Below are 23,214 nucleotides of genomic sequence, written 5' to 3' on the forward strand. Positions count from 1 at the left end.
CCGGGGGAATCAGCGATACAGGTCTTCACGCGTCCAGGGCAGGTCATGATGCCCATCGGCGTAGGGTTTGACGGCAAGGATCTGATGCAGGTTGATCCAGCCCTTCTGGAATGCGTAGGCGCAGCCGGCCAGATACAGACGCCAGATGCGCAGGGTCTTCTCCGGCACCAGCGCGGCAGCCTTGTGCAACTGGTTCTCCAGGTTTTCGCTCCAGTGGTGCAAGGTCTTGGCGTAATGCAGGCGCAGGCTCTCGACGTCGACGACCTCCAGCCCGGCCGCACAGATACTTGCACTGATCATCGACAAGTGCGGCAGCTCACCGTTGGGGAATACGTAACGGTCAATGAACTCACCCGCCCCTCGCCCCACCGGACGGCCATCGACATGCTTGGCGGTGATGCCATGGTTCATCACCAGGCCGCCCTCTCGCACAGCGCCAAACAACTTCTGGCTATACAGCGCCAGGTTGGCATGCCCGACATGCTCGAACATGCCAACGCTGACCACCTTGTCGAAGCGGCCATCCTGAGGAAGGTCGCGATAATCGAGGATCTGCAGGTCGACCCTGTCGGCCAGGCCTTCTGCCTTGACCCGTTGCCGCGCCAGCTTGAGCTGCTCTTTGCTCAAGGTAATGCCGAACACTTTCGCCCCGTACTCACGTGCGGCAAAGCGTGACAGCCCACCCCAACCGCAGCCGACGTCCAATAGGTAGTCATCGGTTTGCAGGCGCAGCTTGCGGCACAAGTGGTCAAACTTGTCCTGCTGTGCCTGATCGAGGGTGTTGTCCTGCTCACGGAAGTAGGCGCAGGAATACGCCATGTCCTGATCGAGCCAGAGTTGATAGAACGCGTTGGAGACGTCGTAGTGGTAGGAGATGGACTTGGCGTCTGTGCGCTTGTCGTGAGCCACACGCTGTGGCGGTGCATCATCTTCCCCCGTCAGCAAGGCTTCGCTCAGCTCATCGCACACCCGAATGGCTTCACCGATATCGCCCTCCAGCTCCAGCTTGCCTTCCACGAACGCGGCGCCCAGCTGGTCCATGGTTGGATGGGTCAGCTGAGCGATCAGCTGAGGCTCCTTGACGAGGATGGTGACCTGCGGACTGGGCCCCAGATCGAACTGGTTACCGTCCCACAATTTCAGACGAAGTGGCAGATGCAGGCTCTGCAGCGCCGGCGGAAGTTGCGCAAGCATGAACGACCCTCCTTCTGGGCTCGATACATGAAATTTCGAACACCACCGAAACAGGGTAGTTCATTCGTGCGAAGTTTCCGCTGAACGAGACCAAGGTCTAGAACCAACTGATCTTATGAACACCTCAGATTGTATACAATTTAGCGCTCTCAGCTTAACCTTGTGTTCATCTCGCGCTTCTTCATCTGGAGTAGAAAACCCATGAAATCCTATGACGTGGTGATCATCGGCGGTGGCCCCGGCGGCTACAACGCGGCGATTCGTGCCGGGCAACTGGGCCTGAGTGTCGCCTGTGTGGAAGGCCGCTCGACCCTTGGCGGTACCTGCCTGAATGTCGGCTGCATGCCGTCCAAGGCATTGCTGCATGCCTCGGAGTTGTATGAGGCTGCCAGCGGTGACGAGTTTGCCCACCTCGGCATCGAAGTGAAGCCAACCCTGAACCTCGCCCAGATGATGAAACAGAAGGACGAGAGCGTGACTGGCCTGACCAAGGGCATCGAGTACCTGTTTCGCAAGAACAAGGTCGACTGGATCAAAGGCTGGGGCCGCCTCGATGGCGTCGGCAAGGTCATTGTCAAAGCCGAGGACGGCAGCGAGACGCCGTTGCAAGCCAAGGACATCGTCATCGCTACCGGCTCCGAGCCCACTCCCTTGCCAGGCGTGACTATCGATAACCAGCGCATCATCGATTCCACGGGCGCCTTGGCCCTCCCCGAGGTGCCCAAGCACCTGATCGTGATCGGCGCTGGCGTCATTGGCCTGGAGCTGGGTTCGGTGTGGCGTCGCCTGGGCAGCCAGGTCACCGTCATTGAATACCTCGACCGCATCTGCCCCGGCACAGATGAGGAAACCGCAAAGACCCTGCAAAAGGCCCTGGCCAAGCAAGGCATGGCCTTCAAGCTCGGCAGCAAGGTGACCCAGGCGACGGCCTCGCCCGACGGGGTCAGCCTGACGCTGGAACCGGCCGCCGGCGGCGCTGCAGAAACACTTCAAGCCGACTACGTACTGGTTGCCATCGGCCGTCGTCCTTATACCCAAGGCCTGAACCTGGAAAGCGTCGGGCTGCAGACCGATAAACGCGGCATGCTCACCAACGAGCATCATCGCACCTCGGTGCCCGGTGTCTGGGTCATTGGTGACGTCACCTCCGGCCCGATGCTGGCGCACAAGGCCGAAGACGAAGCGGTCGCCTGCATCGAGCGCATCGCCGGCAAACCCCACGAGGTCAATTACAACCTGATCCCCGGCGTGATCTATACCCGCCCCGAGCTGGCCAGCGTCGGCAAGACCGAAGAGCAACTCAAGGCAGAGGGCCGCGCCTACAAAGTGGGCAAGTTCCCCTTCACCGCCAACAGCCGCGCGAAGATCAACCATGAGACCGAAGGCTTCGCCAAGGTCCTCGCTGATGCCAACACCGATGAGGTACTGGGCGTGCATCTGGTCGGCCCAAGCGTCAGCGAGATGATTGGCGAGTTCTGCGTGGCGATGGAATTCTCAGCCTCGGCTGAAGACATCGCCCTCACCTGCCACCCGCACCCGACCCGCTCCGAGGCCTTGCGCCAGGCGGCGATGAATGTGGATGGGATGGCGATGCAGATCTGAGGTTCGAAACCCCGGAACGACGAACCTCCGATGGGGGTTTTTACAGCGAGTTCACATAACTGAAGCTGTTGCGGCAGGCCCCAAATCATGGGGCCTGTGGTCCGGTCCAGTCTTCAAAATATTTCTCCCGACTGCCCCCCTGGAGACTGAACGGATCATTAATATAGAGCGGCTGATAATAATAATGAGTGGAACCCCAAGCCGTGAAAATCCAGCCTCTTCCGCCGCTCAACAGCCTGCATGCGTTTGAGTCTGCAGCCCGCCATTTGAGCTTTACCCTTGCTGCCAAAGAACTGAACGTCACCCAGGGTGCCATCAGCCGTCAGGTTCGCCTGTTGGAAGACTACCTGGGCAAGGCACTGTTCACCCGCACCACCCGCACCATGACCCTCACCCACACCGGCACGCAGTACTACGAAACGGTGCGCGAGTGCATGTTGCACCTGGCCCGTACCACGGGCGAGATTCGCCAGTGGCATGGCAACCAGCAAGTGACGGTGGCCACCAGTACCGCCATGGCCTCACTCTGGTTACTGCCCAAGGTGTCGGAGTTCCAGAGTGCCCATGAAGACATCGATCTGCGGATCATCGCCCACGATCATGTGAAGGATTACGCCAGGCTCGAGAGCGACCTCGCGCTGTACTACTGCAACCCACCGCCAAAGGACATGACTGTCACGCCGCTGTTCTCGGAAAAGATCTTTCTGGTATGCAGCCCGGCCTATCTGGCCAGGCATCCGCAACTGAGCAGCATCGAAGGTTTGGCGACGTGCACCTGGCTGTGGCTTGAGGACTCCCAGCGCGACTGGGTAGGTTGGCCGGAGTGGTTCAAACGCCTGGGGTACCAGCCGATGACGCCCAAGCACCGCGTGAACATCAACAGCTACAGCATGTTGATCCAGTCGGCGATCAGTGGCCAGGGCGTGGCTCTGGCCTGGGGCAACCTGGTGGACGATGCGTTGAGCAGCGGCGCGCTGGTCATGCCCAACGATGTGGTGCTGCAGACCGATGCCAAGTTCTGCCTGCTGGAGTCGACCAACGAGCGGGGCCCCCGTGAAAGCGTGCGGCTGTTCCGGGACTGGTTGATGGCCCAGCCATCCGTGCAGAAATAGGCTGCCAGAAAAGCCCAAGACCGACAGCGGATGACTGCCAGTCTTGGGTATCCATACCGGGTTGGGCTCAGCTGGCTTTCTTCGCCGTCAGCCCCCCATCAAGGCCCCCGCCCGTCAGTGTGCCCGTCACCGGGGTGATGCCCTGAGGGATGATCTGCGGGATTGGCATGCGCCCGCCCGGCGGTGTATCGAGCACGCCTTCAGCCATTTCCTGGCGCAAGCTGCGCATCAGGGTGTAACTGATAAGCAGGATGAACCCCGCAATGGGCAAGCCCGCTGCGATGCTTGCCATCTGGATCGCCTTGAGCCCTCCCGCCATCAGCAGGGCCGTAGCAATGGCACCCTCCAGAATGCACCAGAGCAGGCGGATACTCTGCGGCGGGTTGGCACTGCCCATGGAGTTCAACGTACACAGCACCTGGGTGCCGGAGTCAGCCGAAGTGATGAAGTACGTCGCAAGCAGGATACAGACCAGCACGCTCAGCACCTTGCCCAACGTACCTGCTTCGATCTTGTGCAGCAGGGTGAACATGGCGGCGGTGGTTTCCTGCTTGGTCGCCAGCAACACCGTGCCACCTTCGAACTTGGCCTTGTCGCCCTGCAGTTCGCCGCTGGCTACCTGCTGCTCGTGGTGCTGGCGGTCGACCTGTTCGGTCTTGAGGGCTGCACCCCCGAACACCGACATCCAGACAATGGTCACCAAGGTTGGCACCAACAGCGCGCCAGCAATCAGTTCACGAATGGTGCGGCCCTTGGAGATCCGGGCGATGAACAGACCTACAAACGGCCCCCAGGTCATCCACCACGGCCAGTAGAAGGCCGTCCACCAGTTCTGCCAGCCACTGTCCTTCTGGGCATCGCTCCAGAAGCTCAAGCCGACGATGTGCTGGGCATAGTCGCCGGTGCTTTCAAGCATCAGGTTGAGAATGTAGCGCGTCGACCCAAGCAGCAGGATCAACACCACCAGTATCACCGACAGCAGCATGTTCCATTCCGACAGGCGCTTCATGCCACGCGAAACACCAGCCATCACCGATACGGTGGTCACCAGGGTAATGAGCACGATCAAGGTGACTTGCACCCCCAGGCTGATGGGCAGGTCGAACACCTGGCTCAAGCCGGTGTTCATCTGCACCACACCCAGCCCCAACGACTGGGAGACACCGAATGCAGTGATCACCACTGCAAGGATATCGACCACGTGACCGATAGGCCCATAGATGCGCTCACCGATCAGTGGGTAGAGGATCGAGCGCATGCTCAGCGGCAAGCCCTTACGATAGGCAAAGTACGCAAGACCAAGGCCCACGATGGTAAAGATTGCCCACGGATGCAGGCCCCAGTGGAACAAGGTGATGCGCATGGCGGTGGTCGCCGCTTCGTCGGTCAGGCCCGTGGCAAAGGGGTTGCCCGCGTAATGCCACATGGGCTCTGCAACCGACCAGAAGATCAGGCCGATGCCCATGCCACCACTGAACAACATGGCGATCCAGGAGCCGAAGCTGAACTCAGGCTTGTCGTCGTCACGCCCTAACTTGATGTGCCCGAACTGGCTGCACATGAGATAAAACAGTAACCCCAACACACCAGTGACCGAGATCAGGTAGAACCATTTGAAGTTCTGCAAGATAAAGTCGGAGGCACGTTGAAAGGCAGCAGCCGCGTGTTCTGCGAACAGGGCGCAAAACAGCACGAAAAGTACAACGGCCAGCAACGACCATATCGTCACGGTGGGATTGAGGCCTTTGAGCAGGCCAGATTCGGCACGCATGGGTTATCCCCTATTGTTTTTGTTCAAGGGTTTTATGTCACGGCTGGATAGCGCCGCTGCCACAGGCAGGTGCCAGATCCCTGGCGGCGGTCCTCCCGTAGGCCCAAGGCACGGCACGCTCCCTTGGGCCCTGACAAAATGGGAGAATCACCCACACTTCGACAAACTATTTCTTGTCATCAATTGATTACAAAAAATCATAAACGTGGGCAATCCAGAAGATGACCGTTCATCAACTATTCCTTTGCGAAGACCCTAACCTGCGCGCAAATCATTAATGATTAAAACTGATAAATAACGCTGAAATAAATCGTTTGTCGAGCCCTCCTTCTCTTGCTGAAACTGGCGCCAGGCATCAAGGCACTGCCTGCCGTGCATCTGACAAGAGAAAACAAAAATGACCGTATCGACTGATTCCCGCCTTATTCCCGTCCACGCCCTGGAAACCGTTCTGGCACCGATCCATGAAGCCCATGGCCTGACCAATGAGTTCTACACCGACCAGCGCTATTTCGAGCTTGAGCGCGATGAAGTGTTGGGGCGCAACTGGGCCTGTATCGGTTTTGCCAGCGACCTGCCGACCACCAGCTACGTCAAGCCTGTGGACTTCATGGGCCTGCCGCTGTTGATGATGCGCAACCGCGAAGGCCTGGTGCAGGTGTTCCATAACGTCTGCAGCCACCGCGGCGTGAAACTGGTGCAGCAGGCGGGTGAAGTGCAGGGCGTGATCCGCTGCCCCTACCACTCCTGGACCTACGACCTCAATGGCGGCCTCAAAGGCACACCGCACGTCGGCGGGATCAATCAGCACAAGGACGAGCGTTTCGCCTGCGAAAAGCATGGCCTGAAGGCACTGCGCACCACGATCTGGATGGACATGGTGTTCATCAACCTGTCCGGCGATGCACCGGCCCTTGAAGATCAACTCAAGCCACTGACCGAGCGCTGGACCCAGTTCCTGGGCAGCGACGGCATGAACCTGCTGCGCCGTGAAGCGAACAGCGGCGCCATGAGCATCGAGGTCAACTGCAACTGGAAGCTCGCGGTCGAGAACTACTGCGAGGCCTACCACTTGCCGTGGGTACACCCGAGCCTGAACAGCTACTCGCGCCTGGAAGACCACTACAACATCATGTTCGAGGAGTTCGCCGGCCAGGGCAGCCACGCCTACAACCTCTCGGCCGTTGCCGGCACCCATTTGCCGATTTTCCCATCCTGGCCACAGGAGCGCCTGCGCACCGCCGAGTACGTGGCGTTCTTCCCCAACGTGCTGCTCGGCATCCAGGCCGACCACGCCTTCGCCATGATGCTGGAGCCCGTGGCCCCAGGCAAAACCATCGAACACCTGCGCCTGTTCTATGTCGGCGATCAGGCCCTGGACAGCCACTACGACGCCTCGCGCAAAGCCGTGATGGAGTCCTGGCGCGTGGTGTTCGCCGAAGATATCGCTTCGGTCGAAGGTATGCAGAAGGGCCGCCTCTCCCCTGGCTATAGCGGTGGCGCATTCTCGCCGGAAATGGACCTGCCGACTCACTACTTCCACAAGTGGGCTGCCCGCCAATTGCTCGACTGCGCGCAGCGCGCCTGAGGTGATCACCATGCATTCGATAGCCCCGCACTGGCTGAACTTCATCGACGGCCAGTGGACCGACAGTGAGCAGCACCTGACCATCCACAACCCCGGCACCAGCGCACCTGTGGCGACCGTCGCCCAGGCCAGCGTGGCCGACGCCGAACGCGCCCTGCAGGCCGCCCGACGCTGTGCCGACAGCAATGTGTTGAGCCGCGTGCGGCCGGCGCAGCGTGTGACCTGGCTGCTTGAGATTGCGGCGCAGATTCGCGCAATCACCGATGAAGGCGCCTGGGTGCTGTGCCAGGAAAACGGCAAGAGCCTGCGTGATGCGCGTGACGAATTCGTCGAAGCTGCGCGCTACTTCGAGTATTACGCCGGCATGGCCGACAAGATCGAAGGCAAGTCGATTCCGCTGGGCGACGGCTACATGGACTTCACCGTCTACGACCCGATGGGCGTGTCGCTGCAAATCGTGCCGTGGAATTTCCCGGTGTCGATCTGCGCGCGCTCCCTGGCCCCGGCCCTGGCGGCGGGCAACGCTGTGGTGATCAAGTCGCCGGAGCTATCGCCGCTCGGCCTGTGCGTGCTGATGCAGGCCATCGAGCGTGCTGGCCTGCCGCAGGGTGCGGTCAACCTGATCTGCGGCCGGGGCCGTGAAGTGGGGGCCTATTTGGCCGGCCATCGCGACGTCGACCAGATCGTCTTCACCGGCTCTGTTGCTACCGGCCAGAGCATTTTGCGTTCCGCCGCCGACCACGCTACCCCCAGCGTCATGGAGCTGGGCGGCAAGTCGGCTGCCCTGGTGTTCCCCGATGCCGATCGCGAGCAAGTGATCAACAGCGTGAAAAGCGGCATTTTCTTCAACGCAGGCCAAGTATGTTCGGCCATGTCACGCCTGTTGGTGCATCGCTCGGTCTACGACGATGTTGTCGCTGATGTCGTGGCAATGGCAGAGGGGTTGAGCGTCGGCCTGGGCCAGGACAACCCGGACCACACACCGGTGATCTCTGCAGGCCAGCTCGAGGGTATCGAAGCCCTGTGCCAGCGGGCCCAACAGCAAGGCGCCGTCGTCGCAACCGGCGGCGAGGCCATCTCTGGCCTGCGTGGGCACTACATGGCGCCGACGGTACTGCGCGATGTAACCCCGGACATGGAGATCGCCCAGGCCGAAGTGTTCGGCCCGGTGTTGGCAGTGATGCCCTTCGACAGCGAAGAGCAGGCCATCGCCATTGCCAACGGCACCGTCTTCGGGCTGGTGGCAGGCGTGTTCACCCAGGACCTCAACCGCGCTCTGCGCTGCGCACGGCGCCTGTGCGCCGGCCAGGTGTTCGTCAACGAGTGGTATGCCGGTGGCATCGAAACCCCGTTTGGCGGGGTCGGGCTCTCGGGCTTCGGACGGGAAAAAGGCCAGGAGGCGCTCTACAGCTACGTCAGGACCAAAAACCTGGCCGTGCGTATCAAGGGCGAGTGAGGAGGTAACGCGATGAAAACCTGGCTCTGCATCATCTGTGGCCTGATCTACGACGAAGCCAAAGGCTGGCCCGACGACGGCATCGCCCCCGGCACCCGCTGGGAAGATGTGCCCGAGGACTGGCTGTGCCCTGAGTGCAAGGTCGGCAAGGCCGACTTTGAAATGATCGAACTGAGCACTCCGATTGCTGCTGTGGCGGCGGCGCCGGTCATCCAGGCGCAACCTGTGGTCGTCGCCCGCCCGGCGCAACCGGTGGTCATAATCGGTAGCGGCCATGCCGGCTATGGCCTGGCACAAGCCCTGCGCAAGGCCGACCCGCAGCTGGAGATTCGCGTACTGACCCAAGAGTCGGGGCATATCTACTCCAAACCTGCCTTGTCGATCGCCCTGGCCCAAGGGCGCACTGCTGCAACCCTGGCAACTGAAAGCCCGCTGGCGATCGAGCAGCGATTGGGCATTCGAATCTATGCCGGATGCAAGGTCGAGCGTATTGATACCCAGGCGCGACGGCTGCATACCAGCCTAGGCGAAATGGACTACGGCCAACTGGTACTGGCCAGCGGTGCTTCTGCGGTGCGGTTGCCTATCGAGGGGTGCGCCGAGGCGCTGCTCAGCGTCAACAACCTGCACGATTACCAGGCGTTCCGCCAACGTCTCAAAGATGTAAAGAGCGTGGCAATTCTGGGTGACGGGTTGATTGGCTGCGAGTTCGCCAACGATATGGCGAGCAATGGCTACAAGGTGCGGGTGATCGGCCTGGGCGCCTGGCCCATGGAGCGCCTGCTGCCCGAGGCGGCAGGCCAGCACTTGCAGCAGGCGCTTTCGGGCCTTGGCGTGCAATGGAATCTGCGCACCACCTTGCAGCGCATCGAGCGCAACAGCGACGGCTACCAACTGACTCTGGCCGACGGTCAAGTGGTCGAGGCAGACCTGGTGCTCAGCGCAGTGGGCTTGCGCCCCAACCTTGAACTGGCGCTAGAGGCCGGCCTGGACTGCGGCCGGGGGATCAAGGTCGATGCACAACTGCAGACCTCGCACCCGGGCATATACGCCTTGGGTGACTGCGTCGAGATCAATGGCCAGTTGCTGCCCTACCTGGCGCCGATCAACGAGGGTATTCGTGCCCTGGCCAAGACGTTGCTGGGCCAACCGACCGCTGCCCACTACCCACTGGCGCCTGTGACCGTGAAAACCCCGGTTGCCCCACTGTGCCTGCTGACGCCACCCGGTGACTGTCAGGGGCAATGGCGTTGCGATCCGACCAGCGATGGATTGAGCGCGGCGTTCCACGACCACGCCGGTGCCCTGCGCGGGTTCGTGCTGCTCGGGCGCCAGGCGCAACTGCAACGTAATACCTGGCTGCAAAGCTGCCAGGACACCCAGCAACATGTGGCCTGAGGCCGAACCATGAACAGTATTGTCAATCTGCCTCACGACGACCGCAGCTGCGGTTGGTACGCCGCGCTGCCTGAGCCGGCACCGAGCAAGCGCCTGAGCGGCGAACAGAATGCCGACCATGTAGTGATCGGTGCAGGCTTCGCCGGGCTTGCGGCCGCACGGCGGCTGGCCGAGCACCTGCCACAGGCGCGCATTATCCTGGTGGATGCCCAGCGCATCGCCTATGGCGCCTCGGGTCGCAACTCGGGCTTTGTCATCGACCTGCCGCACAAGTTCGCTCTGGAGCATCCCGACCCGCAACACAAGCAGCGCCTGCTGGGGCTGAACCGGGCCGCCATCGACCAACTGCAGACCTTGATCGACCGTCATGGCATCGAGTGCCAGTGGTCTCATGCGGGCAAGTACCAGGGCGCGGTGGGCGAGCGTGGCCAGGGCTACCTGGACCATTTCGAAAAACTCATGGCCGACCTGGGTGAGCCCTATCGCGTGGTGGAGCGTGACGAACTGGCCGGCGTACTCGGTAGCCGCTACTACAGCCGTGCTATCTATACCCCGGGTTGTTACTTGATGCAGCCTGCCGCCCTGGTCCGTGGCCTGGGTGGTGCGCTGCCGGCCAACGTCGAAGTGCTTGAAGAGTCGCCCATCCGCTCACTCGAGAAAGACCCCAGCGGCAAATGGCTGCTGCGCGGCGACAACGGACTGATCCGTACCCCGCAGGTATTGCTGGGCACCAGCATTTTCACCCAGGAGTTCGGTTACCTGCGCAACCGCCTGCTGCCGGTGATGACCTTCGCCAGTTGGACACGGCCGCTGAGCGATGCCGAGATGGCAGCAATCGGCGCCCAGGCCGACTGGGGGCTTACCCCTGCCGACCACGCCGGTACCACGGTGCGCATGACCCAGGACCGACGCCTGATCATTCGCAATACCTACAAGCACGTTCCTCGCTACGGCCGTAGCATCACCGATACCGCCCGCAACAAGATTCGCGATGATCATCGCAAGGCGTTCGAGGCGCGCTATCCACAACTCAAACAGGTGCCGTTCACGCATACCTGGGGCGGTGCCTATGCGATCTCGCGCAACTTCACCAATTACTTCGGTCAACTCGATGACGGCGTCTACGCAACCGCCTGCGACAACGGCGTTGGTGCCGCCTGGGGCACCATTTCCGGCACGCTGCTGGCCGACATGGCAGTGGGCGCGGACTCGCGGCAATTGAGCGACATCCGCGCCGTGACCGGGATGCCCTCACGCAACCCGCCTGAGCCGTTCCTGGGCCTGGGCGTGCGCACTCGGATTCGCTGGGCAGCGTTCAACAGCAGGCGCGAAGTATGAGCCGCGTGCCGAGCGGCAAAGGCCCGGTGCGCCTGGTCGATCATCGCGACCTGGATTTTGCCCAGCGTGGCGGCCCGCCGGGTGACGCGTGGGTCGCACGCGCCATCAGCAACGAAGTGTCGCCCAACCTGGGCGTAGGCTTTGCCCGCTGGGCAGGTGCCGAAGTGGCCTGGACGGTGCTCTACGACGAAGTGATTTTCGTCATCGAGGGCTGCTTTGAGCTCCAGGCCAACGGCGAGCTGTATCGGGTATCGCCCGGCCAGGTGTTGTGGATTCCCGAAGGCACGCAACTGGTTTATGCAGGCCACGCGCTGTTCGGCTATGTGGTGTACCCGGGCGACTGGAAACAGCGTCACGGCCTTGCCTGACTACCGACCCTTTCCCTGGGGAAGCCAATTGTTCGCACTAAGTAAAAGGTTCGGTACGATTTATGTCGCTGCCTTGTTGATGCAGCTGGGCTCCAGCCTGCTGATGACCTACCTGGCCCTGCGCCTGGATGCCGCCGGAGTGGCACAGTTGTGGGGCGGCGCGCTGATGGCCGCAAACGCGTTGGGGATGGTGTTCGGAGCTCGCTCCGGCTACTGGCTGATTGGCCTGGCCGGCCATGCGCGGGCCTTTGTGGTGAGCGCCGGGGTGATAGTGACTGCGGTGCTTACGCACCAGCTCAGTGATGGCTTGCCGCTGTGGCTTGCCCTGCGGTTTATCGTGGGGGCAGCGATGATGTGCCAGTTGATGGTCATCGAGAGCTGGCTCAACGACTGTGCTCCGGTTAACCGGCGAGGCGGCGCCATGTCGCTGTACATGGTGGCCAGCTATGTCGGCATGATGCTTGGCCAGCTGATGCTGAGCCTTGGAGATGGGTTGCACACACTGGCGCTGACAGGCGTGGCCATTGCCTTTGCCATTGGCTTGATCCCAGTGGCCCTGCACAGCGGCGCCCAGCCGAGCGGTATCAGCCAGGCTCGGATCAAACCGATGCTGTACCTGCGCCGGCTTCCTCAATCGTTGTTCACCATCCTTGCTTCGGGATTGCTGAACGGCTGCCTATATGGGCTGACCCCAATCTTCGCCGCGCAACTGGGCTTTACCCCGGCGCAGGTTGGGCAGTTCATGGCCATCAGCATTGCCGCCGGGCTGCTGGCGCAGCTGCCGCTGGGCAAACTGTCGGATCATTTTTCGCGCATCACGCTGATCCGGGCTACGGCCTTATTGCTGTGCATCGCTTACCTGCCGCTGGCTCTGGGCCTGGCATCAGGACAGCTGTGGATAATGTTGGCGGGCGCCACCATCGGTTTCTTGCAGTTCTGCCTGTATCCACTGGGTGTGGCGCATGCCAACCACAATCTGGAGCCTGAGCTGCGTGTAGCGGTGGCTGGGGTATTGCTGATGACGTTTGGCATTGGCGCCACCATCGGGCCCTTGATTGCCAGTGCGATGATGGAGCAATCCGGGCCGCAGGCGCTTTATATCTTCAGCATTGGCGTGGCGGCGATGGTGACGTGTTTTATAAGAGAGAAGCGCAGCGTGGGTGGGTCACTGGCAGGGGCAGCATAGCCTTAGGTGTGCATGTTGCGTTTTCCGCTGGGCGAACAACTGCAGGCTGTCGCAGTAGCTACGCCAGTTCCCGCCTGGGGGTGTCTGCTCATCCAGGATGAGTACACCCATCATCGAAGGGTTGCGATATATTCGGAAAAGCGTATATTCGAAAAAACATATAGGCGCGGATTGGCAAGATCCGCGTCCTGTTTGTTTGTACCGCAAACGCAGCTCGCTCGCCAAGCTTTGCTCCGGCACACGAACCCTGTGCATTTCGACGCTTTCAGCGCAGCGACCAGTGACAAACACGATGCCTTCCGACACACCCTTCACGAGATCCATGAGCGCATCAAAATGTTCGTCCTTGTGAAGACCAAATACTGAGTAACCCATGACTGACTCGCTGACCCCTACCAAGGTCTTCAAATGCCTCGCCGACGAAAACCGCATTCGGATGATGCTGCTGATCGCTCGCGAGGAAGAACTCTGCGTCTGTGAACTGACCTGCGCGCTGGAAGAAAGCCAGCCCAAGGTTTCCCGCCACTTGGCGCAGCTGCGCACCTGTGACCTGGTGGAAGACCGCCGCCAGGGCCAGTGGGTTTATTACCGGCTGCATCCATCGCTTCCCGCCTGGGTACGTGAGGTCCTGGCGACGACGCTGGAAGCCAACCGCGAATGGCTGAGTACCAGCACCAAACGTCTGGACTCCATGGGTGACCGCCCACAACGCGTCGCCTCGTGCTGCTGATCCTTGCCGAGAAGAACCGATGAAAGTTCTGTTCCTCTGCACAGCCAATAGCTGCCGCAACACCCTCTGCGAGACCGCTTTCAGCCACCTGGCGCCTTGTCTCAGGAGTAAATCATGACCGAACACCACATCCCCAACATCGACAACGATCTGGTCGACCTGCCGACCGCAGACAAACTGACAGTCGAGCAAAAGTCCACCCATAAGCCTCGCATTCTGCTGCTGTACGGATCGACCCGCGAACGCTCCTTCAGCCGTCTGCTGACGGAAGAAGCAGCCCGCCTGCTGGAGCACTTCGGTGCCGAGACGCGAATTTTCAATCCGTCCGGCCTGCCATTAGCGGACGACGCCCCCGATGACCACCCCATGGTCAAGCAGCTGCGCGATCTGGTGCTGTGGTCCGAAGGCATGGTCTGGTGCTCGCCAGAACGCCACGGTGCAATGACCGGCGTGTTCAAGTCGCAGATCGACTGGATTCCACTGAGCATGGGCGCCGTGCGCCCGACCCAAGGCAAAACCCTTGCGGTGATGCAGGTCTGCGGTGGCTCGCAGTCTTTCAACGTGGTCAACCAGCTGCGTGTCCTCGGCCGCTGGATGCGCATGTTCACCATCCCTAACCAGTCGTCCGTGCCGAAGGCCTATCTGGAATTCGATGAGGCGGGCCGCATGAAGCCCTCTTCGTACTACGACCGTGTCGTCGACGTGATGGAGGAGCTGGTGAAGTTCACCCTGCTGCTTCGTGACCGCTCCGACTACCTGGTCGATCGCTACTCCGAGCGCAAGGAGTCGGCAGAGGAACTGTCCAAGCGTGTCAACCAACGATCCATTTGAGGCTTTCTGAGCAGGCAACTGCACCCGTACCCCGTGCTAGCAACGCTGCGCACGTTGGGTACATCAACCAGTTCAGCGACACCCTCTGACCTTTCGCTAATCGCGATCCGAGAACAAGAACATGGCTATCAAAGTAGGTATCAACGGGTTTGGCCGTATTGGTCGCTTGGCGCTCCGCGCGTCCTGGGACTGGCCAGAATTCGAGTTTGTGCAGATCAATGACCCGGCCGGTGACGCCGAGACCCATGCCCATCTGATCAACTTCGATTCGATCCACGGACGCTGGCACCGTGAAGCCCGCGCAGAAGGTAACGTGGTAGTGATCGAAGGCAAGCGCATCAAGGTCACCGCGAACAAGACCATCGCGGACACAGACTGGTCGGGCTGCGATCTGGTCATCGAGGCCAGCGGCAAGATGAAGTCGGTAGCCGTGCTCCAGGCCTACCTGGATCAGGGCGTCAAACGTGTGGTGGTCTGCGCTCCAGTGAAGGAGAAAGGCGCACTGAACGTGGTGATGGGCGTCAACCAGCACCTGTTCGACCCGGCGCAGCACCGTATCGTCACCGCCGCTTCTTGCACCACCAACTGCCTGGCCCCGGTGGTCAAGGTGATTCACGAGAACCTGGGCATCCGCCACGGCTCGATCACCACCATTCACGACCTCACCAATACCCAGAGCATCCTCGATACACCGCACAAGGACCTGCGGCGCGCGCGTGCCTCAGGCATGAGTCTGATACCGACCACGACAGGCTCGGCCACCGCAATCGCCGAGATCTTTCCCGAGCTGCGCGGCAAGCTGAATGGTCACGCCGTGCGTGTACCGCTGGCCAATGCCTCGCTGACAGACTGCGTGTTCGAAGTGGAACGACAGACGACGGCTGAAGAGGTCAACGCGCTGCTGAAAGCCGCTGCCGAAGGGCCGCTGAAGGACATCCTGGGCTACGAAGAGCGCCCCTTGGTGTCCATCGACTACCGCACCGATCCACGCTCCTCGATCATCGATGCGCTGTCCACCTTGGTGGTCAACGGTACCCAGGTGAAGATCTACGCCTGGTACGACAACGAGTGGGGCTACGCCAACCGTGCAGTTGAGCTGGCACGCTTGGTCGGCGCAGCGGAGTAAACAGCGATCATGAAGGCGTTGTCAGCCCTGCCTGCACAAGTGCGTCAGTACCTGCTGGTTACCGGCAATTACTGGGCCTTCACCCTCACCGACGGCGCATTGCGCATGCTGGTGGTACTGCACTTCCATTCGCTGGGCTACACGCCGCTGCAGATCGCGGCGCTGTTCCTGTTCTACGAAGTGTTCGGCGTGATCACAAACCTGGTGGGCGGTTACCTCGGCGCCCGCCTGGGGCTCAACCGCACCATGAACATCGGCCTTGGCATGCAGGTTGTGGCCTTGCTGATGCTCACGGTACCGGCAACCGGGCTGACGGTGCCGTGGGTGATGGCCGCCCAGGCGCTATCCGGCATCGCCAAGGACCTGAACAAGATGAGCGCCAAGAGCTCCATCAAGCTCCTGGTGCCGGACAGCCAGCAAGGCACGCTCTACAAGTGGGTGGCCATCCTCACGGGCTCCAAGAACGCGCTCAAAGGCGTCGGCTTCTTCCTCGGGGGAGCACTGCTTGCGCTGCTTGGTTTCACCCTGGCGGTGCTGGCCATGGCAGCAGTACTGGCTCTGATCTGGATCGGCAGTTTGATGCTGCTGAAAAAGGACTTGGGCAAAGCCAAGGCCAAACCGAAGTTCCGCGACATGCTGTCCAAGAGCCGGGCCATCAACATCCTCTCGGCCGCACGGCTGTTTTTGTTCGGTGCCCGGGACGTCTGGTTCGTCGTGGCGTTGCCGGTGTACCTGAGCACGGCGTTTGGCTGGGACTTCTGGCTGGTCGGTGGTTTCTTGGCCGCGTGGGTGATCGGCTATGGCATCGTCCAGTCGCTTGCCCCTCACATCACCGGCAAGAAGCGCGGTCATGTGCCCGACGGCAGAGCGGCCTTCATCTGGGCAATCGCCCTGGCCGGGCTGCCTGCGCTCATAGCCGTGGGCCTGTCAGCAGGCTGGTCGGCGCAGGTAGTGCTGCTCGGTGGGCTGATGCTGTTCGGCGTGCTGTTCGCGGTGAACTCATCGCTGCACAGCTACCTTATCGTCAGCTATGCAAAGGAAGACGGCGTCTCCCTGGATGTAGGCTTCTACTACATGTCCAACGCCATGGGCCGGCTGGTCGGCACGCTACTCTCAGGTTGGGTGTTCCAAGCCTATGGGCTGGAGGCCTGCTTGTGGGTTTCCAGTATGTTCGTATTGGCAGCCGCGCTCATCTCGACCGGATTGCCTCTCGCACAGCCATCAAGCGGAAGTACGGGGAATTCACACCCAAAGATCTAAAAGTAAGGGAGCCAGTAGCGGCTCCCTCTGATCAACACCAATTTTGACCGTCCTGCGACAGTTCTCTAAAACCAATAGGGTCGAACGCTGCCGCGCTTATTCCACCGTCACCGACTTAGCCAAGTTACGCGGCTGGTCAACATCAGTGCCCTTGAGCACCGCCACGTAGTACGACAGCAACTGCAGTGGAATGGTGTACAGGATCGGTGCCAGCGCGTCAGCGATGTGCGGTACCTTGATTACATGGGTACCTTCGCCATTGCTCATACCGGCGTGCTCATCGGCGAACACCACCAGCTCACCACCCCGGGCGCGGACTTCCTGCAGGTTCGACTTGAGCTTCTCCAGCAGCTCGTTGTTCGGCGCTACCGTTACCACCGGCATGTCGTTATCCACAAGCGCCAGCGGGCCATGCTTGAGCTCACCCGCCGGGTATGCTTCAGCGTGGATGTAGGAAATCTCTTTGAGCTTGAGCGCACCCTCCATTGCAACCGGGTACTGCGCACCACGGCCCAGGAACAGGGTGTGGTGCTTGTCGGCGAACAGCTCGGCGATCTTTTCGACGGTGTGGTCCATGGCCAGGGCTTCGCCCAGGCGTGCCGGCAGGCGACGCAGCTCTTCGACCAGCTCCGCTTCCACACCAGCCTCGAGGGTGCCACGCACCTGGCCCAGGGCCAGGGTCAGCAGCATCAGCGATACCAGCTGGGTAGTGAACGCCTTGGTCGACGCCACGCCGATTTCCGGGCCGGCCAGTGTCAGCAGGGTCAGGTCGGATTCGCGTACCAGCGAGCTGATACCCACGTTGCAGATGGCCAGGCTGCCGAGGAAGCCCAATTCCTTGGCATTGCGCAGGGCAGCGAGGGTGTCGGCAGTTTCGCCAGACTGGGAAATCGAAACGAACAGGGTGTCCGGCTGGACCACCACCTTGCGGTAGCGGAACTCACTCGCTACTTCGACCTGGCAAGGGATGCCGGCCAAGCTTTCCAGCCAGTAACGGGCAACCATGCCGGCGTGGTAGCTGGTACCACAGGCCACGATCTGCACGTTGCGCACCTTGGCGAACAGTTCAGCAGCCTGTGGGCCAAAGGCCTGGACCAGCACATGGTCCTTGCCCAGGCGGCCTTCCAGAGTGCGCTGAACCACGGTCGGCTGCTCGTGAATCTCCTTGAGCATGAAGTGGCGATATGCGCCCTTGTCAGCGGCTTCGGCGCCTTCGTGATACTGCACGGTTTCGCGCTGGACCGCGTTGCCGGCCTGATCCCAGACCTTCACCTGGTCACGGCGGATCTCAGCGATGTCGCCCTCCTCCAGGTACATGAAGCGGTCAGTGACCTGGCGCAGCGCCAACTGGTCGGAAGCCAGGAAATTCTCACCATGGCCAAGGCCAATCACCAACGGGCTGCCACTGCGCGCGGCAACCAGACGATCGGGTTGTTTCACGCTGATCAGCGCCAGGCCATAGGCACCGTGCAGGCGCTTGACCGCTGACTTCAGTGCGTCCGCCAGGTCCGGGATGGTCTTGAGGGTATGGTGGATCAGGTGGACGATAACCTCGGTATCGGTTTGCGAAACGAACACATAGCCCAAGCCTTTGAGCTCTTCGCGCAGCTCTTCATGGTTTTCGATGATGCCGTTGTGTACCACTGCCACTTCTTCACCCGAGAAATGCGGGTGCGCATTGCCCTCGGTCGGTGCGCCGTGGGTAGCCCAACGGGTGTGGGCAATGCCCAACTGGCCGATCAGCGGGTCGGCAGCGTTGGCAGCGTCCAGTTCAGCTACCTTGCCGATGCGGCGCCGGCGCTGCAGTTCACCTTGCTGGGTATAAACGGCAAGGCCGGCGCTGTCGTAGCCGCGGTACTCGAGCCGCTTGAGGCCTTCGATGAGAATGGCGGTGATGTTGCGTTCAGCTACGGCGCCAACGATTCCACACATGATTATTTCTCCTGGCTGATCGCGGCGCAGATCAGGTTGACGCCGCGGGCTTGAATCTGTTCGCGTGCCGCTGCTGGCAGGCGTTCGTCTGTAATGAGGGTGCTGACACTGCCCCAAGGCAGTTCAAGATTGGGGATCTTGCGCCCGACCTTGTCGGATTCGACCATCACGATCACCTCGCGGGCCACTTCGGCCATGACTCGGCTCAGGCCCAGCAGCTCATTGAAAGTCGTGGTGCCGCGGTTGAGGTCGATGCCATCTGCGCCGATGAACAACTGGTCGAAATCGTATGAGCGCAGTACCTGCTCGGCGACCTGGCCCTGGAACGACTCGGAGTGCGGGTCCCAGGTGCCGCCGGTCATCAGCAGTACCGGTTCATGCTCAAGCTCGCTAATGGCGCGGGCCACGTTCAAAGAGTTGGTCATCACCACCAGGCCTGGCTGGCGGCCGAGCTCCGGGATCATCGCGGCAGTAGTGCTGCCACTGTCGATGATGATCCGCGCGTGTTCACGGATACGGCCGACAGCAGCGCGGGCGATGGCTTTCTTGTAGGCAGACACTGGCTGTGCGGTTTCCCCAAGCATCTCCTGCGGAACCGGTACCGCGCCGCCGTAGCGACGCAGCAGCAAGCCATTGGCCTCGAGGGCAGCGAGGTCCTTGCGTATGGTGACTTCCGACGTTTCAAAGCGCTTGGCCAATGCGTCCACACTGACCTCACCTTGCTCGCTGAGCATGGCCAGGATGTTGTGACGGCGTTGGGGGGTATTTCGTTTCGACATGGGCGCTTAAGTTTCGATTCGAAAGATAATGATTGCAATCAAAACCTATGAGAGAGATTTCGTCAAGGCTGTCGATCTGAAAAATCACCGGCCTGTAGATAAATAAATGCCACCGATCGCGGTGCAGCGGCTTGCCCCTCCGATGCCTTTACAGCCAATAAAAAAGCCGACTTATTCACACAAGTCGGCTTTCGATCGAACGGGCTGTGGATAATCAGCCCTTCTTGATCTTCTCCGGCCGCTTCCAGCCCTCGATGTTACGCTGACGCGCACGTCCCACGGCAAGTTGCCCAGCCTCGACAGTCTGGGTAATCGTCGAACCCGCCGCAGTCGTGGCCCCCGCCTTGATATCCACAGGCGCCACCAACGAGTTGTTCGAACCGATGAACACATCCTCGCCCATCACAGTCTTGAACTTGTTGGCACCATCGTAATTGCACGTGATGGTGCCAGCACCAATATTGGTGCGTGCCCCGATCTCGGCATCACCCAGGTAGCTCAAGTGACCCGCTTTGGCGCCTTCACCCAGGTGGGCATTCTTCAGTTCGACAAAGTTACCCACATGGGCCTTGGCATCCAGCACGCTGCCCGGGCGCAGACGCGCGAACGGGCCGGCATCGCTACCCTCGCCCATCACGGCGCCTTCAATATGGCTGTTGGCCTTGACCACCACGCCTTTGCGCAGGGTGCTGTCCTTGATCACGCAGTTAGGCCCAATCTGAACGTCGTCCTCGATCACGACCTTGCCTTCGAGGATGACGTTGATATCGATCAGCACATCGCGACCAACGGTCACTTCACCACGCACGTCGAAACGAGCCGGGTCACGCAGGGTCACACCCTGTGCCATCAATCGTCGGCCTTCGCGCAGTTGATAGTGGCGCTCGAGTTCGGATAGCTGGCGCCGGTCATTGGCACCCTGCACTTCCATCGGGTCGTGCGGTTGTTCGGTAGCCACCACCAGGCCATCAGCCACTGCCATGGCGATGACGTCGGTCAGGTAATACTCACCTTGGGCGTTGTTGTTCGACAAACGCCCCATCCAGTCGGCAAGGCGAGCGGCTGGCAGGGCCAGGATGCCGGTATTGCCTTCCTTGATCGCTTTCTGCACATCGCTGGCGTCCTTGTGCTCGACGATCGCAGTCACCTTGCCTTGGGCATCACGCACAATGCGCCCGTAGCCGGTCGGGTCTTGCAGGTTAACGGTGAGCAGGCCCAGCTGCTGGTCGGTGGCCTTGGCCAGCAGGCGTTGCAGGGTTTCCACTTCAATCAGCGGTACGTCGCCATACAGCACCAGCACCGTGTCGGCAGTGATCGCCGGCAGCGCTTGGGCAACGGCATGCCCGGTACCCAGTTGCTTGTCCTGCATAACGAAATTCAGGTCGTCGGCTGCCAGGCGCTCACGCACCTGCTCCGCACCATGGCCAATCACTACGTGAATGCCTTGAGGCTGAAGCTGCCGTGCGCTGTGGATAACATGACCGAGCATGGAATTGCCGGCCACCGGGTGCAGCACCTTGGGCAGCGCCGAGCGCATGCGGGTACCTTGGCCGGCGGCGAGAATAACGATATCGAGTGACATTGACTGGCTACCAATCCTGGGCGGTCAGAGAAATGACCGAGGGGGAATTCGGAAAAAGAAAAAGGGTAGCCGAGGCTACCCTTTTACTCAATCGCAACAGCAGTGATCAGCCGGGGCCGATTACTTGCCTTTGCGCATTTGCTGGACGGTACGCAGCTGAGCTGCGGCCTCGGCCAGACGTGCGGCGGCGGCGCCGTAATCGAAGTCCGCGCCTTTCAGACTCAGGGCGTTCTCGGCAGCCTTGAGGGCTTCCTGAGCCTGAGCTTCATCCAGGTCTGTAGCACGTTGCACGGTATCGGCAAGCACCTTGACCATGTTCGGCTGAACCTCGAGGAAACCACCAGAGATGTAATACACCTCTTGGGCGCCACCCTGCTTGGTCAGCGTGATCGGACCTGGCTTCAGATTGGTGATCAGAGGCGCGTGGCCTGGAGCGATACCAAGATCACCCAGGTTACCGTGCGCAACCACCATCTCGACCAGACCGGAGAAAATCTCTCCTTCCGCGCTGACGATATCGCAATGGACTGTCATAGCCATCTGCTTGCCTCAACCTGATAGCGCCCCTTGCGGGGCGCAGGAATTACAGTTTCTTGGCTTTCTCGATCGCTTCGTCGATGCTGCCGACCATGTAGAACGCTTGTTCTGGCAGGTGGTCGTAGTCACCTTTGAGGATGCCGCTGAAGCCAGCGATGGTGTCTTTCAGGGAAACGTACTTACCTGGCGAACCGGTGAAAACTTCGGCCACGAAGAACGGCTGCGACAGGAAGCGCTGGATCTTACGAGCGCGGGCTACCAGTTGCTTGTCGGTCTCGGACAGTTCGTCCATACCCAGGATCGCAATAATGTCCTTCAGCTCTTTGTAGCGCTGCAGAACATACTGAACGCCACGAGCAGTGTCGTAGTGCTCATTGCCGATCACGTTCGGGTCCAGCTGACGCGAAGTCGAGTCCAGTGGGTCGACCGCTGGGTAGATACCCAGGGAGGCGATGTCACGGGACAGAACGACGGTGGCGTCCAGGTGGGCGAAGGTGGTCGCTGGCGACGGGTCGGTCAAGTCGTCCGCTGGTACGTATACGGCCTGGACGGAGGTGATCGAACCTTCCTTGGTGGAGGTGATGCGCTCTTGCAGAACGCCCATCTCTTCAGCCAGGGTCGGCTGGTAACCTACTGCCGAAGGCATACGGCCCAGCAGTGCGGATACTTCGGTACCGGCCAGGGTGTAACGATAGATGTTGTCGACGAACAGCAGAACGTCGTTACCTTCGTCACGGAACTTCTCAGCCATGGTCAGGCCGGTCAGCGCTACGCGCAGACGGTTTCCTGGTGGCTCGTTCATCTGACCGTAGACCAAGGCTACTTTGTCGAGAACGTTGGAGTCCTTCATCTCGTGGTAGAAGTCGTTACCCTCACGAGTACGCTCACCCACACCAGCGAACACGGAGTAACCGCTGTGTTCCATGGCGATGTTACGGATCAGTTCCATCATGTTTACGGTCTTGCCGACACCGGCACCACCGAACAGACCAACCTTACCACCCTTGGCGAACGGGCAAACCAGGTCGATAACCTTGATGCCGGTTTCCAGCAGGTCGTTGCCGCCTGCCTGGTCAGCGAACGAAGGCGCTGGCTGGTGGATACCGCGACGCTCTTCTTCGCCGATCGGGCCGGCTTCGTCGATCGGGTTGCCCAGTACGTCCATGATACGGCCCAGGGTGGCCTTACCAACAGGAACGGAAATGGCAGCACCGGTGTCGACGACATCCAGACCGCGCTTCAGGCCTTCGGTCGAGCCCATCGCAATGGTACGAACCACGCCGTCGCCCAGCTGCTGCTGAACTTCCAGGGTGGTTTCCGCGCCTTGTACTTTCAGCGCGTTGTATACACTCGGCACGACGTCACGTGGGAATTCCACGTCGATGACGGCGCCGATGATTTGAACGATACGTCCGCTACTCATA

19 protein-coding genes and 2 pseudogenes are annotated in these 23,214 nt (G+C 60.8%); 14 read left to right on the forward strand and 7 right to left on the reverse strand.

Annotated elements, in window-relative coordinates:
* Positions 1-9: 9 nt before the first annotated feature.
* Positions 10-1,194, reverse strand: coding sequence for a C17 cyclopropane fatty acid synthase CfaB (cfaB, locus tag ACEWE8_RS14555; RefSeq protein ID WP_046786767.1), 1,185 nt, complete (start codon positions 1,192-1,194; stop codon positions 10-12).
* Positions 1,195-1,395: 201 nt separating this feature from the next.
* On the opposite strand from cfaB, the gene lpdA reads away from it, so the two are divergent.
* Positions 1,396-2,796: a dihydrolipoyl dehydrogenase gene (lpdA, locus tag ACEWE8_RS14560; protein WP_046786768.1), complete on the forward strand. Its 1,401-nt coding sequence runs from the start codon at positions 1,396-1,398 to the stop codon at positions 2,794-2,796.
* A gap of 203 nt (positions 2,797-2,999) precedes the next feature.
* Positions 3,000-3,908: a LysR substrate-binding domain-containing protein gene (locus ACEWE8_RS14565; protein ID WP_046786769.1), complete on the forward strand. Its 909-nt coding sequence runs from the start codon at positions 3,000-3,002 to the stop codon at positions 3,906-3,908.
* A gap of 67 nt (positions 3,909-3,975) precedes the next feature.
* On the opposite strand, the gene ACEWE8_RS14570 is transcribed toward ACEWE8_RS14565, so the two are convergent.
* Positions 3,976-5,679 carry a BCCT family transporter gene (locus tag ACEWE8_RS14570; RefSeq protein WP_395589317.1) on the reverse strand — a complete coding sequence of 568 codons (1,704 nt, stop codon included), beginning with the start codon at positions 5,677-5,679 and terminating at the stop codon, positions 3,976-3,978.
* 397 nt (positions 5,680-6,076) lie between these two features.
* Here ACEWE8_RS14570 and ACEWE8_RS14575 point away from each other — a divergent pair, with 397 nt between their 5' ends.
* The 12 genes and pseudogenes from ACEWE8_RS14575 to arsJ all read left to right on the forward strand — a co-directional run bounded on the left by ACEWE8_RS14575 (position 6,077) and on the right by arsJ (position 16,960).
* On the forward strand, positions 6,077-7,267 hold the full coding sequence (locus ACEWE8_RS14575) for an aromatic ring-hydroxylating dioxygenase subunit alpha (RefSeq protein ID WP_046786771.1): 1,191 nt from the start codon (positions 6,077-6,079) through the stop codon (positions 7,265-7,267).
* 10 nt (positions 7,268-7,277) lie between these two features.
* Entirely contained in the window at positions 7,278-8,723 is a 1,446-nt protein-coding gene (locus ACEWE8_RS14580) for an aldehyde dehydrogenase family protein (RefSeq protein WP_046786772.1), read from the forward strand.
* 12 nt (positions 8,724-8,735) lie between these two features.
* A pseudogene (locus tag ACEWE8_RS14585) lies at positions 8,736-8,897 on the forward strand (rubredoxin); the annotation flags it as partial.
* Entirely contained in the window at positions 8,886-10,121 is a 1,236-nt protein-coding gene (locus tag ACEWE8_RS14590; protein ID WP_223255142.1) for an FAD-dependent oxidoreductase, read from the forward strand. The pseudogene ACEWE8_RS14585 and the gene ACEWE8_RS14590, both read left to right, overlap by 12 nt.
* 9 nt (positions 10,122-10,130) lie before the next feature.
* A complete protein-coding gene (locus ACEWE8_RS14595) occupies positions 10,131-11,459 on the forward strand; it encodes an FAD-binding oxidoreductase (RefSeq protein WP_046786774.1) in 1,329 nt (442 codons plus the stop codon).
* Positions 11,456-11,827, forward strand: coding sequence for an ethanolamine utilization protein EutQ (locus tag ACEWE8_RS14600; protein WP_046786775.1), 372 nt, complete (start codon positions 11,456-11,458; stop codon positions 11,825-11,827). The genes ACEWE8_RS14595 and ACEWE8_RS14600 overlap by 4 nt, the downstream gene beginning before the upstream one ends.
* 28 nt (positions 11,828-11,855) lie before the next feature.
* Positions 11,856-13,013, forward strand: coding sequence for an MFS transporter (locus tag ACEWE8_RS14605; RefSeq protein ID WP_052750449.1), 1,158 nt, complete (start codon positions 11,856-11,858; stop codon positions 13,011-13,013).
* A 373-nt stretch (positions 13,014-13,386) separates the two neighbouring features.
* Positions 13,387-13,743: a metalloregulator ArsR/SmtB family transcription factor gene (locus ACEWE8_RS14610; protein WP_115273196.1), complete on the forward strand. Its 357-nt coding sequence runs from the start codon at positions 13,387-13,389 to the stop codon at positions 13,741-13,743.
* Positions 13,709-13,840 (forward strand): annotated as a pseudogene (locus tag ACEWE8_RS14615) (arsenate reductase ArsC); the annotation flags it as partial. The gene ACEWE8_RS14610 and the pseudogene ACEWE8_RS14615, both read left to right, overlap by 35 nt.
* Before the next feature lie 17 nt (positions 13,841-13,857).
* On the forward strand, positions 13,858-14,574 hold the full coding sequence (arsH, locus tag ACEWE8_RS14620) for an arsenical resistance protein ArsH (protein ID WP_046786778.1): 717 nt from the start codon (positions 13,858-13,860) through the stop codon (positions 14,572-14,574).
* A gap of 121 nt (positions 14,575-14,695) precedes the next feature.
* Positions 14,696-15,700, forward strand: coding sequence for an ArsJ-associated glyceraldehyde-3-phosphate dehydrogenase (locus ACEWE8_RS14625; RefSeq protein WP_046786779.1), 1,005 nt, complete (start codon positions 14,696-14,698; stop codon positions 15,698-15,700).
* 9 nt (positions 15,701-15,709) lie between these two features.
* Entirely contained in the window at positions 15,710-16,960 is a 1,251-nt protein-coding gene (gene arsJ / locus ACEWE8_RS14630) for an organoarsenical effux MFS transporter ArsJ (protein ID WP_046786780.1), read from the forward strand.
* A 96-nt stretch (positions 16,961-17,056) separates the two neighbouring features.
* On the opposite strand, the gene glmS is transcribed toward arsJ, so the two are convergent.
* The 5 genes from glmS to atpD form a co-directional block, all read right to left on the reverse strand.
* The gene (gene glmS / locus ACEWE8_RS14635; protein WP_046786781.1) at positions 17,057-18,892 is read right to left on the reverse strand and encodes a glutamine--fructose-6-phosphate transaminase (isomerizing); all 1,836 of its coding nucleotides are present in this window, start codon (positions 18,890-18,892) and stop codon (positions 17,057-17,059) included.
* 2 nt (positions 18,893-18,894) lie between these two features.
* Positions 18,895-19,671 carry a DeoR/GlpR family DNA-binding transcription regulator gene (locus ACEWE8_RS14640; protein WP_039602579.1) on the reverse strand — a complete coding sequence of 259 codons (777 nt, stop codon included), beginning with the start codon at positions 19,669-19,671 and terminating at the stop codon, positions 18,895-18,897.
* A 214-nt stretch (positions 19,672-19,885) separates the two neighbouring features.
* Positions 19,886-21,253, reverse strand: a complete 1,368-nt coding sequence (gene glmU / locus ACEWE8_RS14645) for a bifunctional UDP-N-acetylglucosamine diphosphorylase/glucosamine-1-phosphate N-acetyltransferase GlmU (protein WP_046786782.1) — start codon at positions 21,251-21,253, stop codon at positions 19,886-19,888.
* Positions 21,254-21,373: 120 nt separating this feature from the next.
* Positions 21,374-21,793 (reverse strand): F0F1 ATP synthase subunit epsilon, encoded by a 420-nt coding sequence (locus ACEWE8_RS14650; RefSeq protein ID WP_012316945.1) that lies wholly within the window; start codon positions 21,791-21,793, stop codon positions 21,374-21,376.
* 43 nt (positions 21,794-21,836) lie between these two features.
* Positions 21,837-23,213 (reverse strand): F0F1 ATP synthase subunit beta, encoded by a 1,377-nt coding sequence (atpD, locus tag ACEWE8_RS14655; protein ID WP_016489910.1) that lies wholly within the window; start codon positions 23,211-23,213, stop codon positions 21,837-21,839.
* Position 23,214 lies beyond the last annotated feature (1 nt).

This window comes from Pseudomonas sp. TR47 (assembly GCF_044143025.1).
GTDB lineage: Bacteria > Pseudomonadota > Gammaproteobacteria > Pseudomonadales > Pseudomonadaceae > Aquipseudomonas > Aquipseudomonas putida_E.